At 32.7% G+C, this 14,841-nt stretch carries 16 protein-coding genes; 3 read left to right on the forward strand and 13 right to left on the reverse strand.

The genetic code is table 11. From position 1 onward, the window contains the following. Positions 1 to 4 precede the first annotated feature (4 nt). Together EL165_RS10800 and EL165_RS10805 are read right to left on the reverse strand one after the other, a co-directional pair. A complete protein-coding gene (locus EL165_RS10800) occupies positions 5 to 442 on the reverse strand; it encodes a hypothetical protein (protein ID WP_002977264.1) in 438 nt (145 codons plus the stop codon). Positions 443 to 457: 15 nt separating this feature from the next. Beyond that, positions 458 to 859, reverse strand: a complete 402-nt coding sequence (locus EL165_RS10805; protein WP_002977263.1) for a single-stranded DNA-binding protein — start codon at positions 857 to 859, stop codon at positions 458 to 460. A 1,182-nt stretch (positions 860 to 2,041) separates the two neighbouring features. On the opposite strand from EL165_RS10805, the gene EL165_RS10810 reads away from it, so the two are divergent. Beyond that, the gene (locus EL165_RS10810; RefSeq protein WP_002977259.1) at positions 2,042 to 2,833 is read left to right on the forward strand and encodes a hypothetical protein; all 792 of its coding nucleotides are present in this window, start codon (positions 2,042 to 2,044) and stop codon (positions 2,831 to 2,833) included. 54 nt (positions 2,834 to 2,887) lie between these two features. Then, a complete protein-coding gene (locus EL165_RS10815) occupies positions 2,888 to 3,982 on the forward strand; it encodes a hypothetical protein (RefSeq protein WP_002977257.1) in 1,095 nt (364 codons plus the stop codon). Positions 3,983 to 4,044: 62 nt separating this feature from the next. On the opposite strand, the gene EL165_RS10820 is transcribed toward EL165_RS10815, so the two are convergent. The 6 genes from EL165_RS10820 to EL165_RS10845 form a co-directional block, all read right to left on the reverse strand. Further along, positions 4,045 to 4,836: a toprim domain-containing protein gene (locus EL165_RS10820; protein WP_228457750.1), complete on the reverse strand. Its 792-nt coding sequence runs from the start codon at positions 4,834 to 4,836 to the stop codon at positions 4,045 to 4,047. A gap of 67 nt (positions 4,837 to 4,903) precedes the next feature. Beyond that, positions 4,904 to 5,998 carry a hypothetical protein gene (locus tag EL165_RS10825; protein WP_002977254.1) on the reverse strand — a complete coding sequence of 365 codons (1,095 nt, stop codon included), beginning with the start codon at positions 5,996 to 5,998 and terminating at the stop codon, positions 4,904 to 4,906. Then, entirely contained in the window at positions 5,979 to 6,335 is a 357-nt protein-coding gene (locus EL165_RS10830; RefSeq protein ID WP_002977252.1) for a DUF3853 family protein, read from the reverse strand. The genes EL165_RS10825 and EL165_RS10830 overlap by 20 nt, the downstream gene beginning before the upstream one ends. Before the next feature lie 14 nt (positions 6,336 to 6,349). Further along, positions 6,350 to 6,700 carry a helix-turn-helix domain-containing protein gene (locus EL165_RS10835; protein WP_002977250.1) on the reverse strand — a complete coding sequence of 117 codons (351 nt, stop codon included), beginning with the start codon at positions 6,698 to 6,700 and terminating at the stop codon, positions 6,350 to 6,352. Positions 6,701 to 6,904: 204 nt separating this feature from the next. Next, positions 6,905 to 8,161, reverse strand: a complete 1,257-nt coding sequence (locus EL165_RS10840) for a type II toxin-antitoxin system HipA family toxin (RefSeq protein ID WP_002977248.1) — start codon at positions 8,159 to 8,161, stop codon at positions 6,905 to 6,907. Positions 8,162 to 8,170: 9 nt separating this feature from the next. Further along, positions 8,171 to 8,458, reverse strand: coding sequence for a helix-turn-helix domain-containing protein (locus EL165_RS10845; protein WP_002977244.1), 288 nt, complete (start codon positions 8,456 to 8,458; stop codon positions 8,171 to 8,173). Between the two features lie 148 nt (positions 8,459 to 8,606). Here EL165_RS10845 and EL165_RS10850 point away from each other — a divergent pair, with 148 nt between their 5' ends. Continuing rightward, a complete protein-coding gene (locus tag EL165_RS10850) occupies positions 8,607 to 9,425 on the forward strand; it encodes a hypothetical protein (RefSeq protein ID WP_002977242.1) in 819 nt (272 codons plus the stop codon). A 5-nt stretch (positions 9,426 to 9,430) separates the two neighbouring features. On the opposite strand, the gene EL165_RS10855 is transcribed toward EL165_RS10850, so the two are convergent. The 5 genes from EL165_RS10855 to dnaK all read right to left on the reverse strand — a co-directional run bounded on the left by EL165_RS10855 (position 9,431) and on the right by dnaK (position 14,765). After that, positions 9,431 to 9,961, reverse strand: coding sequence for a hypothetical protein (locus EL165_RS10855; protein ID WP_002977239.1), 531 nt, complete (start codon positions 9,959 to 9,961; stop codon positions 9,431 to 9,433). A 176-nt stretch (positions 9,962 to 10,137) separates the two neighbouring features. After that, a complete protein-coding gene (locus EL165_RS10860) occupies positions 10,138 to 10,809 on the reverse strand; it encodes a hypothetical protein (protein ID WP_002977238.1) in 672 nt (223 codons plus the stop codon). A gap of 5 nt (positions 10,810 to 10,814) precedes the next feature. Then, on the reverse strand, positions 10,815 to 12,104 hold the full coding sequence (locus tag EL165_RS10865; protein WP_002977236.1) for a site-specific integrase: 1,290 nt from the start codon (positions 12,102 to 12,104) through the stop codon (positions 10,815 to 10,817). Between the two features lie 4 nt (positions 12,105 to 12,108). Continuing rightward, positions 12,109 to 12,663: a helix-turn-helix domain-containing protein gene (locus tag EL165_RS10870; RefSeq protein WP_002977234.1), complete on the reverse strand. Its 555-nt coding sequence runs from the start codon at positions 12,661 to 12,663 to the stop codon at positions 12,109 to 12,111. 203 nt (positions 12,664 to 12,866) lie between these two features. Beyond that, a complete protein-coding gene (dnaK, locus tag EL165_RS10875; RefSeq protein ID WP_002977232.1) occupies positions 12,867 to 14,765 on the reverse strand; it encodes a molecular chaperone DnaK in 1,899 nt (632 codons plus the stop codon). Positions 14,766 to 14,841: the final 76 nt, after the last annotated feature.

A 14,841-nucleotide genomic window follows, 5' to 3' on the forward strand; every position in this document is an offset into this window, starting at 1 on the left:
TCAATTAAGTTGTCTGTGTTAATTCGTTCAGAGAAAATTGGAGAGTCCAATATTCAGTACCCAAATGCTTTTCAAAAGCATTATAAATGGCAGTACCATCAGTAAAAACCTGCATCTGATAACAGTTTAATACAAAATCCAATGGTTTCAATTGACTGATTTCTTCTTCATTAGTTTCCACGAAAAACATATCATTGTTTTGAAACCAATCTTTAATTTCAGAGAAGCTTTCATCCGTAAACCTAAAAAAATCAACTGCTTCATCTTTATAATTAAGCCATTTGAAAAAAGTATCATTTTCAAAAGGTTTTACAGAGTCCAATCTTTCAGTACATAATTCTCTCCATTGTTCAGTAGTATGAATGATTGCAAAATCACTAAATTCATTTGAATCGATGGATTTGATAAAAAGATAATCTGTAGGAATTTTTGATATTTTCATTGTTTAAATTTTAAATTAAAATGGTAAATCATCATCCTTATCTCCGACTAAAGCACTTGCTGTTTGTGGTTTGGCTTCGATGGTTGAATTAGTATTAACATCCGCCTTACCTCCTCCTCCGTGAACTTTAATAAATGATGTGAGAAAATTTAGACCCGAACGAATCTCTCCATCTTTTCCTATCCAAGCACTTGCACTTGGTTTTCCTGTCAGCTCTACCAAAGTACCTTTGGTAAGAATTTTAGCTACATTAGAACTAATCCAGTATGAACAGTTATAAAATGTGGTCTGTTCTACTCTATCTCCTTGTTTATTTTTAAAGCTATCATTTATAGCTACTGAAAAATTAACAACTTGTCTGTCATTTGCTAATGCGTTAACTTCCGCATTCTTTGTAATTCTGCCTACGATGTTCATAATAATTGAATTTAAATTGTTTAAAATTATTTTCGTTTTCTAAAAATTTCTTGAGTGAATTGATTTGGTATCGAGGACACTCGGTTTTCTCTATTGTTTTTCCTAATTGGAAATGATTATTTATATATTTTTTTGATATTTCCGAAGATGTCAAAGAGCATAAGTTGAATTGATTTGTATAACTGAGGTTCCGGTTTTTCTTTGCTTATGACCATAGAAAAAGAGCAGGCGCATAAAACCCAAGGAAAAAGAGTCACTAATTATATTTATTTTCAGGGCTTGAAATATTTTTGTCCGAAGGATTTAGGAGTTTCTGACAAATTATCGGAACTGGTGTAGAAAATTTTTTAGATACCCAAAAAGATTTTTTTGTGAGAAAGCCTCTTTTCTACATTTGCAATTGTAAAAACAAAAACACAGTTATTAAATCAACTTATCAATTTACACTGGTGAATAATATCAAACTAATTGCAATACATATTGTTTACAATCGGTTTATTTGTAAAGATGTAAAGACATAATTTTTGTACTAAAAGATTATATTTTTTCTTTAAAAGCAAAAGCTTAAATTCCTTTTAGAGAAAAAAGAACTTTTATATATTTTTAGAAATACTTTTACTGTACTCCACTATTATCCTGCAGCAGCTGTTTGAGAGGATTTTAAGAATGAGTGTGTTTCCGAAAGATAGATGATCGCTTTTCCGAAAAAGAGATCAGTGCTTTTCCGAACATCAATCAAAATACGAATGAGTGCGTTTCCGAATTTTTCAATCCAACATTCAGTATTTATCCACAATTATCAAAATTTCGACAATGTAAAGAGTTCGTTTCCGAATCTAATAGTATAAAAGAGATAATTTTCGTCCGACTAGTTGGGTTTAGGAGCGCTTTTCCGAAATATCCAGAGTGCTTTTCCGAAATAAAATGAGCGCCTTTCCGAATTGAAGAATTTGCTTAAACCGATTATACTTTTAAATGACATAGTCATAGGCGACAAAATAAACTCAATGGTCACATATGTTCAATTCTTAATCATAGATCGCCTTGAATAAAACTTTTGAATATTCAATTATGACTTTTTACAATCATAAAAGTTCACTCCGCCATTTATAACAATTAGTTTAATAGCAGTAATACGGTTAAATATGAATTTTGTAAAATAATTTAACAAAAGAATTACTGATGAAAAACAACTTTTTTATGCTGCTTTGTTTCTGTGTTAATTCATTTCTGTTTTCTCAGGTAGGAATCAACACCTCATCTCCTGAGACTACTTTTGAAGTTGTAGGAAAAGCAGAAGACATCAATCATTATGATGGAATTCTCCCCCCACGCATTACGGGAGATCAGTTGCAGAAAAAAACATACAATTATTCAAAGAAAGGTGCTGTTATATTTGTCACCACTGCACCATCAAACTTATCAGGTCAGGTAGCTGATATTACAGAGCCAGGGCTATATTACTTTAGCGGATATTCGTGGAAATCTATATCCAATCAAAAGGAACCAATAGAATATAGAATTATTCTGTCATTTGATAACAGCAATGATGATGTTCTGACAGAATCATCAAAGTGGTCTGAGCCTCTTAATCTTTCGTCTGACAAAAATGTTTACTTAACATCCTCAAAACATTATTCGATAGGAACAAAAAAATATGGAGGCTTTAAAGGCTCGGTAACTTTAAGGAAATTAGAAGGGATAGTGAATATAAAATTTGAAATTAGCAGAGCATCTGATGCACCTAATGTTTTAGATGATGTTTTATTTGATATTTCGGGAATATGCAACGAAATCGGATACTTTCCTAAAGATATAGTTTTTATGCAAAATGAAAATTCAACTTATGTAATTCCGGTACTGCTTCAAAATAATACCATATATATTATTGCAGGAAACTTAAATATGATAAACTCAAACGCCACTGGTGAAGTGCAAGGCTACTCAAATTGGATCAAACCTCACTCCAAATAGCTATACCACAAAAGTAGATTCTAAAAACATAGTGAACTATAATCAAATAACAAAATGAAAAACAACTTTCTAAAACTATTTTTTTTATTGATAAGTGCCAACTTTTTCTCACAAGTCGGTATCAATACTCAAACGCCTAAAGCTACCTTAGAAGTAGTAGGCAAACCAGATGATGCCAATCATTTCGATGGGATCATTCTACCAAGAATTAGTGGAGATCAATTGGCAACAAAAACTTACACTACAGCACAGAAGGGAGCAATAGTTTTCGTTCTATCACCTGCCACCAATTTATCAGGGCAATCTGTTCATCTTGAAAAGTCAGGTCTATATTATTTCGACGGTCAAAAATGGGTTCCATTACTTCAAAGTGATCCATTGGAAGTTGTCTCTCAAACAGGTAATACTTCCACGCTGGAACTTATTGTAAAAAATAATCTGAAGCTTGATTTTGATCAAAAAGAAAATTATATCATCGGTAAATCTAGAAGCACTATCGCCGGTGAATACAACTCAATTTTTGCAACGGACTCAAACATAACTTCCGGAAAAGGGAATTCGGCCAGTGCCTATGCAATGTCTCAAGGAGAAATTACTGGAAAACTAAATTATGGAGCGGGGGTATCAGCACTAAATGGTATTATTAATGGAACAATTTCCGGAAACAGGAATATTGGAATCGGTGCAGGAGCAATGTCATATATCACATCAGGCAATGATAATATTTCTATAGGATATCTGTCGGGTACAGGCAATAGAACTGGATCTAATAATGTTTTTATTGGTGTCGGTGCAGGAAGCCCCGCATCTGGAAATAGAAGTATTAGTAATAAGCTGGCAATTCATTCAACACCAGTAACCACCAGTTCAACAAATTTTTGGGATAGCATTACAAACAATTATACAGACTATAAGTTTGCGCTAATCTCTGGAGATTTTTCTGAAAGATGGCTCAATATCAATGGAAAACTGAGTGTTACACCTTCACAAATGCCCGATGCAGACGGAGATCCAGCTTACACCAAAAAAGTTGTAGCCAAAGCGGATGGCAGCTTTGGTTTTGCAACTGAAGTAATTCCTATTCCCCCATCAAATGGAACCTTTATATTAAAAAGTGTGAACGGAGTGCCAGGATGGGTTACTCAATAAGATTAATTTCAAAATGAAACCGCTACTATTAAGTAGCGGTTTTGTCTTTACTGAAAACATCATCACCTTATCAGCCACTGATTCAAATCTTTATAATGTTGGTACATCCAGGAAAAATCTTCAACATTTTTATAGCTGTTGCGGATCTGCTCTACGACAGTTTTTCCCGTTTTATCATTATCAAGAAATAGAGATATTTTTTTGTATTTCTTTAGTATTTTATCTCCCGCTAAGAGCATCGATGTTGAATTAAAGACTAAATAATCTGCATCTGAAGAAAATTTATCATCTTCTATCGTTTTATATGACAAATAATCAAAAAAGCCCTCAAATACAACAATTTCATTATTTTGCTGATTTCCCTTCTTTATTAACGTCACATCTTTTGGTCCGAGGCAGATTTTAGAATATTTATTACGGACTTCAATACCTCCTGAATTATTAAAAAAAGCAATCGCAAAATAATATTTATCTTCTATTTTGTAATGGATCTCTTTGATAAGACTTTTACAATTCAAAACTCCCCTTGACTTAAGATACTCTAGCAACGCAGGATGCTCGACATCGATTGTTTTTAAAACATTATAAGTAAAGCCATCATTTGTTTCAACCACATTATCTATTGTAGGCGAAAAATCAAGCTTATTTAAATATTCAAGCGCTGTTGAAACATTACATTTATTAATAGCTTGAACTATTGATATAACATCATATATTTTACCTGTTCCAAAATCAAAAGCTGTATTCTTAATGAAATCTACAGACAGGCTGGCTGTTTTCTCTTGTCTATCTAATGCAAAATAAAATGCTGTTCTTTTGTTTTCTTTTACAGGGAATAGACCATAGGATTCCATAACCGTCCTGATACTGACGTTTTGTTTTATTTGCTCACAATTCATTGTAAATAAAATATTAGATTAATTAAAAAATGACGGGATATCCATCCGGAAGAAATTTTCCCATTCTTGTGTCCCGGTAAAGTTCTATCATAAGTTGTTGTATCTCCTTTAAAAATACCTTACCACTAAAATCAGAGGATCGTAGTTTTAATTTTCTATTTTTTTTGATAAAGTAATTGTAAGATTTCTCTATCAGCTCTCTTGTCTGTAATATATTTCGATAATGATATGCGAACTGCAGCATTTCCTGCTCCTGCAATCTGTACCTTTTTTTAAAATAATTAATTCGATAGGTGATGAACAAGTGTTCGCTATCTATATTCAAATCTGCTTCCTGAATTTTTTCAGTGGAATATGGATGAATTGCAATGTTTTCTCCTTTGCATTTGAAATTAAATGACACTGTACTGTATTTATCGAGACTGCCCTTAACCTGTTTTAAAAATTTAAAACAAAAATCATTTGCTGTTCGATAATTTAAGTCAAACTTCGAATTAAATGTTGACAGTTTCAATACAGTGCCAGTTGATGGAAGTTTAGCCAGCCAAATTGCAAATATGATATGTTTATTATTTTTAATATTATACACCAACTGATAAAGCATATAATTATATTCCGGTATTACAATTAATTTCTTCAGCCAATAACTGCTGATAAGAAAAGATGTGTAGCCTCTTTCATCGTAGGTTGGTGTTGATATAAGTCCTGCAAAAGTTTTGATTTCCTTACCTTTTCTATTCTGGGACTTATACCATCCCATCTTAAATTTTGCTAAAAACTCATAGGCATTAATTACCTGCTTTGTTGAGCCACTGGGAGAAATTTTGCTATTCTTAATTTTAAGCAGGGCGAAAGTATTATTTTCAGTCTCAAAATCATCATCGAACAAAGAGAGTTGCTTCGGACGATCTTCAGGTCTGAATTGTTCATTACTTATAATAGAGATTATATTAAATATAACCCTTAGCGCATTGATGGGAATGTTGGCGGCTTGACTATTTTCATCAAAGATAAAATCATCAACAAAATGGTTGCCTATTCTTATACTCTCAGGAATTCTTTCATTTTTAAATTCCTTGCGAATGATTTTCTGACTGCTATCTTGTAACGACATCATCTTTTTCTTTATTGCAGTTTATTAGTTCATATTCATTGTTAATTAGAACTAAAGCTCTCTCAACGTCCAGGACAATTTTTCGCCCCTCCTGAGTGATCGCATCTTTAATTTTACCGCTCTTTTTTAATCTCATAGCAGATGAAATACTGCAATTAAATAACTTGGCTATACCTTTAAGACCATACACATACTTTTCATCAATTATTTTATTTTGCTGCAAGGATCTCTTTGTACGATTTGTTATATAAATATTTTCATATTTAAATAAACTTACTAATTCCTCCCCGGTCATTTGCCAAATAAGCTTTTGCTTTAGTTTATTAATTTCGTTAGACATCGATCGCATTTTTATTAGTTATGTTGTCTTCTGCGATTTTTCTTAAAATCCGCTTCACATTCCTCGGTAATTTCCTGCAAGGTCTTTTTCTTGCCTTTAGAAATCCAGTTCAGTATTTCTTCTTCAAAAAAATATAGTTTCTTACCGTTTTTGTAGCATGGGATTTTTCTTTCTCTAACAAGAGTGTAAATGGTTGGTTTCGCTTTACCGATTAAGGATGCTACTTCATCTATTCCGATTGGAATTTTTTTGAGAGGTATAACAACATCTTCTTTTGATACCAGATGCTTTATCTCAGCAAGTTCACGAATTAAGAAGGCGACTGCTTGTGGTAAATTTTCAAATGAAATATTTTGCAAATCCATAATACTTGATTTTAATTATTATGGTGCAAATGAAAAAAGTGTTTTCGCTGTGTTTGAAAAACACGACGAAAACACTTAAAACACTGTGTTTTTGTAATCGATATTAAGCAATAAGTTTTTACCTACTGTTGAAACTTAATTTTTATAGCTCATTCTAAACGTATTAATCAATTAAAATTTATTTACTAAGATTATTTTAAAAGATTAATTTTCAAATGGTAAAAATGCAGATCTCATACGCTCTTGTTCAGATCTGGGTATTCCAATCTCGCTAGCAATACTTTCCCATCCTCTTACAACCGAAATGACTTTTTCAATGATTTCATCCATTTCATTTTCGTTCAGTCTAAATTGAGCGCCCACTTCCTTAGCAAGTTCAAGATCCAAAGCATTATTATCTGTATCAATATTTAGAGCAAGTCCTTCTTTATCCACAGACGGATTAATGTCATAGGCTGGTGAAAGTATCCATCCTTTTGGGGTTAAAATAAATCCGTGATTTCTAAGGTGATCATCTGTGTTTGATATACAAATACTAAACACGATTCTTCTCCATAATTCCTTCAAATTATTGTTAACATCAATACCGTAGTTCGTAATAAAATCAACGATATCAAGGTAACTTGCAGTTGAATCTCTTAATTTTTCTTCATTGTTTCCTGTCATAGTCATAGCTGACGAAAAATGAATTCTTCCGGAGTTTGTTCTATCAAATCTTTTGGTGAAAAATGTATGATAGCTGTTACTTAATTTTTGAATCTTTGTTTCTGACATATTAATTCCGGCATCAGTAGCTAATCGGTATGCCAGATATTCCCACGCTGCCTTATCAATTGTATCATTTTTTGAAGGAAATTTAGCAATCCATAAATTTTTTTCCTGATCCATAACATTAGCTTTCGGTCTTGCACCCCCTAATGAAGATCCTGGAACTACAAGCAGTGCTAATAACCTTTTCATTTTAGGCTCATCTTCATTTTCAAAACTTTTCACGGCTGCCTCCAACTCTCTTAATGATGACCAGGGTGGTGTAGGGTTATTCTCATCATCATCTAAAAAATTTCCATCTATTGAAGTCTTAAATCGCAGAGCACCCATCCTTGTTTGGTCATACACTCCTAATAAATAATCCAGATCATAAAGTTTCTTTTCTTTCTCTCCAGTTTCTTTGGCTACCTGAATAGATTTTCTTTTCATTAGTGTTCTTCCCCAAGTATCAGGCATACTATCCATAAAAACACCAAAATTTTCTTTATTGGTTGGATATTGTGGACCTCCAAACAACTGAAGATCAGGATCTATTAAATTTTGACCCGCACTTTTAATCCACTCTTTATCATATTCAAAACTAAAGGACTTTTTTCCTTTACCCTGATGAGCTGACAAAATCCCCATTAAATGAGGACCTTGAAGGTCAATCCAATCTGCATATACAAATATGTCAACTTTAGTAGATTTCATTTAATTATATTATTTCAGTAATTCTAAATCTTGCAATTTTCTTCCAAATTCATCATCAGATCCAAGCTTTAAAATATCATCGCTAAGACCCAATACTCTCAAAACATTAAAATATGATCCCATTGCCACACTTGGATCACCTTTTTCAATAAGATGTAGTGTTGAACGTACAATTCCGGCTCTCTCTGAAACCTGCTCTGTAGTTAATTTTCTTCTTTTTCGAGCAAGTTTAATATTCTCTCCCATTTGTTCCAGCAGAGCCAAATACTTGGGTAAAATTATTTGTTTCTTTTTCATAATGTCCGTTATTTCATACAAAATTACACATTTTGTATGAAATAACGGACATTTTAAATAAAAATCTCCTCCATTTGACTTTTCAAATAAAAAAGACTAACTTTGTATTATTTCTTATGTATACATAAGTAAATAATACTACGTACTAATGAATTTTGAAAAGATTGTTGATGCTTATATTGCTGGTAGTCCTCACAGAAAGGCTTTAAATAAAAAGGAATTTGATTATTTGGTACAGGAAATTTCGAGTTTTCGCAAATTCAAAAAATTAAGTAAAGAAATTAGCGAATACATACTTCAAAAACATTACACCTTAGAACAAGATTTATATATTTTCAATGACTCCAATCCTGAAGTTGTTGACTTGGTTTATGCGTATAACAAATATACACACTTTAGCCACCATTCAGCACTAATAATGCATCAAATAAGTACTATTGAAAACAACGCCATCTATTTATCAGAAGAGATCGATAGCATTTCCAGTCCTAAAAACACCTTAACTCAAGGAAATATAGATTTAGCTTTTAGTAAACCTCAGAGAGTCACAAAAAATATAAAGCAATTCAGAGACAAAACATTTTACTTTCTTAAAAATCAAAGCAGTACTACAATGGAAACCTTCATTAATGGAGTAAAAGTTTCAAATCTTGAAAAGACACTTATAGACTGTACTGTAAGACCACTATATTCCGGTGGAACAAAAAATATCCTTAATGCATTTGCTATGGTAAAGCAATTAATTGACGCAGATAAATTACATCATCATTATAAAAAATTATCATTTGTATATCCTTATCACCAAGCTATTGGATTCTACTTGGATAATGCAGGTTATAAAGAAGAGTTTTACAGTAAATTTCTGGCAATGAATAGTGATTATGATTTTTACTTAGACTATCAGTTAACTTCACCTCAGTACAATCCGAAGTGGCGAATCCATTACAATGAAGACATTATCCAATAAAAAAATTACTTATAATTTATCTTTATCTTTTCAAGGAAATTTCTGCACACTTCAAAGAGTTGAAAGATATTGTTTGCTTGGATAATACTATGTCTTTGCTGAAAAAGAGTTTCTCTAAATGATTCTGCATCAAAGACTGCATCAGATGGATCTTTTGTCAGGGCTAAATTAACGCTGATACCAGTTGTCAAATCGTTGTTCAAAATACTTCTGATATCAACAAGGGGCTTTAGATAAAAATTTAATTCTCCAATACGCCCCTGACTTTTTGAAAAAGGGAGATCGTGATTTTTGCCGAGTACATCCATATACTCTGTTAGACGAATCCTCATTAATTCTTTCTGCCTCTGAATATCAGTATAAGATATAAGTTCTTTCTTTATCGGGTCAATTTCACTTTCGATCCGTAAGATTTCGTTTTTGGTCACTTCTATATCAAAAAGAGGATTATCTAATTTATCCTGTTCTATAGATAGCGAATTTAATTTACCTTCAATTTGTTGCAGTAAAAAAGGAATATTCTCTACATTCTTCATTTTATGTAAAATCTATTTATGATAAAATTTCTTCTAAAAAAATTTAACTATTAATAATGTATTATAATTTTTTGAAATATTCCCGACATTTAAGTTCGTAAATGGATAGCTTCAGAAATATTAGTAAATGCTCAATAATCGCTACGACTATGCAAGGAGTTAAGATATTTATTATACTAAAATTTTAAATCTCTTTTTATTTTAATGATACCTTTTTCATCATCATCTTTTAAATGACTTTTAATTGAGTCCGTTTCAACATCTTTTAGTGAATGTTGAAAAACTTCTTTTAAAAACAATGCTACTTCATATTGATTTCGCCTATCAAAGTGCTTCCAAATGTTCCAGCCAAAATGATACAAATCCATATTAGATAATTTGTGAACCCTTACAGGGCTAAAATTTTCTATTTTTTCTTTCTTAGCATACTTTGTAATGTAGCTGCATAGGTTTTCTAAATCATTAACAGATGTGTATAGCGCAAATTGCTCCTTTGTATATCTTAATGCAATCTCAAGCTTATTATCGAACTTTACAACTTCTTTAAATTTTAAATCTTCTTTAATATCAGCAATAGTAACAGGTCCAGAAAAGAATTCATTAACCAAAACTAGATTTTTTCTTTTAGTAATAATTCTGCTTATAATTTCATAGATAGTATGCAAAAACAATGTTAGACCTGAATAAATAACAACACCTACGAAAATCACGACTATAAAAAAGATATTTGCCGTAAATTCATCGGACCCTTTATCGATAAAATATGTTCTGACTTGAGTTCCTAAAAGGATACATACCACTATAATGGGTAAATACATACATATTAATTCAAAATTTTTGACTTTCATATTTATTAGTTTGCTTGTATAATTTCTTGGTTTTCTTCTAAAATATTTTCATCCAGCTTAATAGCTCCAGCTGCTCTATTTTTCAGTTCATCAACTACTTTAGCATAAACTTGAGTTGTTGTAACTTTACTGTGTCCAAGCATTTTACTAACTGTATAAATGTCTGTTCCTAAAGAAAGCTGCAATGTTGCAAAAGTATGTCTGAAGCAATGAAAAGTTATATGCTTTGTTATTCCAGCTGATTTGACCCATTTTTCGAGAGGTCTCGAAATCCAAGAGCTATCTTGTAAATTTTCAAATACTAGCTGTTCGGGAAGTCTCGGAGTTCCGCATAAATGAATTGCTTGTTCAGAAATCGGTGTATACTCGACTCCTTTTGTTTTCTTTTGTCTAAATTGAATTTTGATTCTATTTGACTGAACATCAATTTCTTTCCACTTAAGCCTTTTAATATCACAATGTCTTAACCCTGTCAGTGCAGAAAATAAAGATGCTCTTTTCAATTCATCATTTTCACAAGGAGTATTTACTAAAAGATTAAGTTCCTCCAAAGAGAGATGTTCACGGAAAGATTCTTGCTCTCCAATACCTTTAATCTTTGCTGATAAGTCAATTATAAAATAACCATCAATAAAAGCTTGGGAAACTATTGCCTTAAAAATAGAAAAGTACGTTGCAGCACTATTATTTGAAAGAATTCCTTTCTTTTTTCCGCGATAGGGCGCCGATAAAAGATAAAGCTTAAAATCATCAGCAAAACTCAAATCAATTTTTGAAAATCTTAAATCATCTCCGGAAAACTCTATAATAAATTCAATTAAACACCTCCAGTTAGTTCTAATTGAATCAGAACTATTATTTGAGCCGTGTCTTTTCTTTAGCAACCTATTACAGTAATCTATAAATTTTTCTTTTTGTTTTTCTTGCAATTCGGCCTTAATAGCATCGCTATCACTATACAAGTCGACATTATCATATTCTTTTTGGCGTAGTTTACGAATTCCATCAGCATATAACATTGTCTCCCTGTCACGCTCACTCTTACAAACTATAATTCCATTATCATCACGCTTTGGTTTAAAGGCTTTTGTCCCGTCCTTTAGGTTAGTTCTGCTTGTTCTTTTTTTATCCCATTCAACCGTATAAACAATTCTATTGAGATACTCCCTAGAACGTTGCGGTTTATTTTTTCCAGCAATAAATACAGGATAACTCTCCAAATAGACATACCATTCATTTCTATCCTCAGCTTTACGCAATCTAACTGTAACTTGAGTTTTTGAAAGTTGTTTCATAAGCTTAATCTATAGTACCATTATATAATTTGTCAATCTCGCTTTTTGGAGCATAAACATAATTACCAATTTGACGGGTGGGAATTGAGTACTTTCTGATATGCTTGTATACACTCGTATCGTGTAACTGAAATTTTTTGGAAATCTCACCAATAGTATAGCAATTCTCTTCAGAAAGATCATACAAGTTAGGATTAGAATTTTTCTTTTCAATCTTTTCTTTAGATGCCGGAGGAAACATTTCTTGCAAAACTTCACGATTTACTTTTATTAAACGAGTTCCTTCATTAATAGAAGGTATTACATTTTGTTTGATAAGTCTATAAAGTGTTCTTTTTGCAATGTCAAAGAGTAAAACAGCTTCAGGGACTGTCAAGAGAATTTTATCTAAAGGAATCTGATCAATCAGTTCTTGTCTTTTTAATTCTAATTTTTCTTGACGCTTTCTTTTCTGGTAAGCATTTTTTATACACTGCTCACGACAATAAAATGAAGTTACTGTCTTAGGTATAAATTCCTGCGAACAATGCAGACATTCTCTTTTAATCCTTTTAATCATACATATAGAAAAACTAAAGGTAAGAAAAAAAATCTTAAGTGCCACATCTTCTCTGCTTAAGTGCCGGTACAAATATGGTACAAATGTGTAATAAAAAACACTTAAAAAAGCACAAAATCAAAAATCTTTGAAAAAACAAAAATCCCCACAAACATACGCCTGTGGGGATTTTCTATATTTTGTTAATTAATATTAATCAATAACTACTTAACTTCTTCGAAGTCTGCATCCTGTACATCTTCAGCTCCGGCGTTTCCACCAGGATTCTGAGCTCCTGCACCTGCATCTGCACCCGGCTGTTGTCCAGCTGCGTACAATTCTTCAGAAGCTGCCATCCATGCTGCATCTAACGCTTCAGTTTTAGCTTTTACGTCATCAGCATTTTTAGCTTCGAAAGCTGCTTTTAATTCTGTGTGAGCTGTTTCGATTGCCGCTTTTTTGTCAGCAGAAAGTTTCTCACCGAATTCTTTCAATTGTTTTTCCGTCTGGAAGATCAATCCATCAGCTTTGTTGAAAATTTCAACTTCTTCTTTTTTCTTAGCATCTGCAGAAGCATTTTCCTGAGCTTCTTTCTTCATTCTTTCAATTTCTTCGTCAGAAAGACCTGAAGAAGCCTGGATCTTAATAGACTGCTCTTTACCAGTACCTTTATCTTTAGCAGATACGCTTAAGATACCGTTAGCATCAATATCGAAAGTTACTTCAATCTGAGGAACTCCTCTTGGTGCCGGCGGAATATCTGTAAGATCGAATCTACCGATTTCCTTGTTATCATTGAACATTGGTCTTTCTCCCTGTCCTACTCTGATGCTTACAGCTGGCTGGTTGTCAGAAGCTGTAGAGAATACTTCAGATTTTTTAGTTGGGATTGTAGTGTTCGCTTCAATTAATTTAGTGAATACAGATCCCATAGTTTCGATTCCTAAAGAAAGCGGAGTAACGTCAAGTAGTAATACATCTTTTACATCACCTGTCAATACACCTCCCTGGATCGCTGCACCAATCGCTACAACCTCATCCGGGTTTACTCCTTTAGAAGGTTTTTTACCAAAGAATTTTTCTACTTCTTCCTGGATGATCGGGATTCTTGTAGAACCACCTACAAGGATTACTTCGTCGATATCAGAAGTTGATAATCCAGCATCTTTTAATGCTTTGGCAACAGGCTCCATAGATCTTCTTACAAGGTCTGCAGATAATTGCTCGAATTTAGCTTTCGTTAAAGTCTTCACCAAGTGCTTAGGACCTGTAGCTGTAGCCGTGATATAAGGTAGGTTGATCTCAGTCTGAGGAGAAGAAGATAATTCAATTTTAGCTTTTTCAGCAGCTTCTTTCAATCTTTGAAGAGCAATGGCATCCGCTTTTAAATCTACACCTTCTTCAGCTTTGAATTCATCAGCCATCCAGTTGATGATCACATCATCGAAGTCATCACCTCCTAAGTGGGTATCACCGTTTGTAGATAATACTTCGAATACACCATCTCCCAAATCAAGAATAGAGATATCGAAAGTACCACCACCAAGGTCATATACTGCGATTTTCTGATCTTTATGGTTTTTATCAAGACCGTAAGCTAACGCTGCAGCTGTTGGTTCGTTGATAATTCTTTCTACTTTAAGACCGGCAATTTCACCAGCTTCTTTAGTAGCTTGTCTCTGTGCATCGTTGAAGTATGCGGGAACAGTAATTACCGCTCTTGTTACTTCCTGTCCAAGATAATCTTCAGCAGTTTTCTTCATTTTCTGAAGAGTCATTGCAGAAATTTCCTGTGGTGTATATTCTCTATCGTCGATTTTTACTTTTACAGTATCATTTGGTCCTGCTACCACTTCATAAGGTACTCTTGAAATTTCCTGAGCATCTTCTTTAAAATGAGTTCCAATAAATCTTTTTATAGAGTATACTGTCTTCTTTGGATTCGTTACCGCCTGTCTTTTTGCAGGGTCACCAACTTTTCTTTCTCCATCTTCTGTAAAAGCTACGATAGAAGGAGTAGTTCTTTTACCTTCTGCGTTAGGAATAACAACAGGGTCTTTACCTTCCATTACAGCAACACAAGAGTTGGTTGTTCCTAAGTCAATTCCAATTATTTTACTCATAATATTTTATATTTTTTTCTATTTTAAAATTTAATTTACACTCTCAATTTCTCAATATCTGTACCATTTGAAGAAT

This window comes from Chryseobacterium gleum, from assembly GCF_900636535.1.
Taxonomy (GTDB): domain Bacteria; phylum Bacteroidota; class Bacteroidia; order Flavobacteriales; family Weeksellaceae; genus Chryseobacterium; species Chryseobacterium gleum.

Coding starts and splice junctions, on each gene's coding strand:
- dnaK (WP_002977232.1), bottom strand. CDS start 14,765: ATGAGTAAAATAATTGGAATTGACTTAGGAACAACCAACTCTTGTGTT.
- EL165_RS10800 (WP_002977264.1), bottom strand. CDS start 442: ATGAAAATATCAAAAATTCCTACAGATTATCTTTTTATCAAATCCATC.
- EL165_RS10865 (WP_002977236.1), bottom strand. CDS start 12,104: ATGAAACAACTTTCAAAAACTCAAGTTACAGTTAGATTGCGTAAAGCT.
- EL165_RS10810 (WP_002977259.1), top strand. CDS start 2,042: ATGAAAAACAACTTTTTTATGCTGCTTTGTTTCTGTGTTAATTCATTT.
- EL165_RS10815 (WP_002977257.1), top strand. CDS start 2,888: ATGAAAAACAACTTTCTAAAACTATTTTTTTTATTGATAAGTGCCAAC.
- EL165_RS10830 (WP_002977252.1), bottom strand. CDS start 6,335: ATGTCTAACGAAATTAATAAACTAAAGCAAAAGCTTATTTGGCAAATG.
- EL165_RS10840 (WP_002977248.1), bottom strand. CDS start 8,161: ATGAAATCTACTAAAGTTGACATATTTGTATATGCAGATTGGATTGAC.
- EL165_RS10860 (WP_002977238.1), bottom strand. CDS start 10,809: ATGAAAGTCAAAAATTTTGAATTAATATGTATGTATTTACCCATTATA.
- EL165_RS10850 (WP_002977242.1), top strand. CDS start 8,607: ATGAATTTTGAAAAGATTGTTGATGCTTATATTGCTGGTAGTCCTCAC.
- EL165_RS10805 (WP_002977263.1), bottom strand. CDS start 859: ATGAACATCGTAGGCAGAATTACAAAGAATGCGGAAGTTAACGCATTA.
- EL165_RS10855 (WP_002977239.1), bottom strand. CDS start 9,961: ATGAAGAATGTAGAGAATATTCCTTTTTTACTGCAACAAATTGAAGGT.
- EL165_RS10825 (WP_002977254.1), bottom strand. CDS start 5,998: ATGATGTCGTTACAAGATAGCAGTCAGAAAATCATTCGCAAGGAATTT.
- EL165_RS10870 (WP_002977234.1), bottom strand. CDS start 12,663: ATGATTAAAAGGATTAAAAGAGAATGTCTGCATTGTTCGCAGGAATTT.
- EL165_RS10845 (WP_002977244.1), bottom strand. CDS start 8,458: ATGAAAAAGAAACAAATAATTTTACCCAAGTATTTGGCTCTGCTGGAA.
- EL165_RS10835 (WP_002977250.1), bottom strand. CDS start 6,700: ATGGATTTGCAAAATATTTCATTTGAAAATTTACCACAAGCAGTCGCC.
- EL165_RS10820 (WP_228457750.1), bottom strand. CDS start 4,836: ATGGAATCCTATGGTCTATTCCCTGTAAAAGAAAACAAAAGAACAGCA.